The organism is Streptococcus sp. HMSC071D03 (assembly GCF_001812125.1).
Lineage (GTDB): Bacteria > Bacillota > Bacilli > Lactobacillales > Streptococcaceae > Streptococcus > Streptococcus pseudopneumoniae_N.
Map to the genome: position 1 here is coordinate 1 of NZ_KV807739.1, position 455 is coordinate 455.

General features: G+C 33.4%; 1 protein-coding gene. It reads right to left on the bottom strand.

The window, feature by feature from the left end; translation table 11 throughout:
• Nucleotides 1–455, bottom strand: a 455-nt coding sequence (locus HMPREF2837_RS11425) for a hypothetical protein (protein WP_186823202.1), incomplete at both ends; no start/stop codon positions are given.

Below are 455 nucleotides of genomic sequence, written 5' to 3' on the forward strand. Positions count from 1 at the left end.
TTAATATCATATTTCTTAGTTTGTGCTTTTAATACGAAAGTTACTGCACCTGGGTCAGTTAAGTAAGAACCAACAGCCTCTCCATTTTTCTTAGTTTTGGTTGCGTTATTATAAAGCACTGCATCATCTGTATCTGTTGCTGTTGCAAAACGAGTTACAAGTTCTAATGAATCTGATTCTGTTTTTGGTAATCTATTTTCAGCAATACCAGAAACTTGTCCTGTTACTTTGATTTTTGCTGGGGTATTTGTTTCAGAACTAATCGCTGTTACAGTGTAACCCCATTCGTTATCTTGTTTATCTGGATTACCATCAATATTATTTAAGGCAATATTTCCACCTTTTTTAAGTGAAGCTGATTTAATTTTTCCAGAATCGTCATTAAATGTGATATCAACATCTGCATCTTCACCAGTATAAAGATAAACTTCTTTTTTGTTTGGAGCTGGATCTGA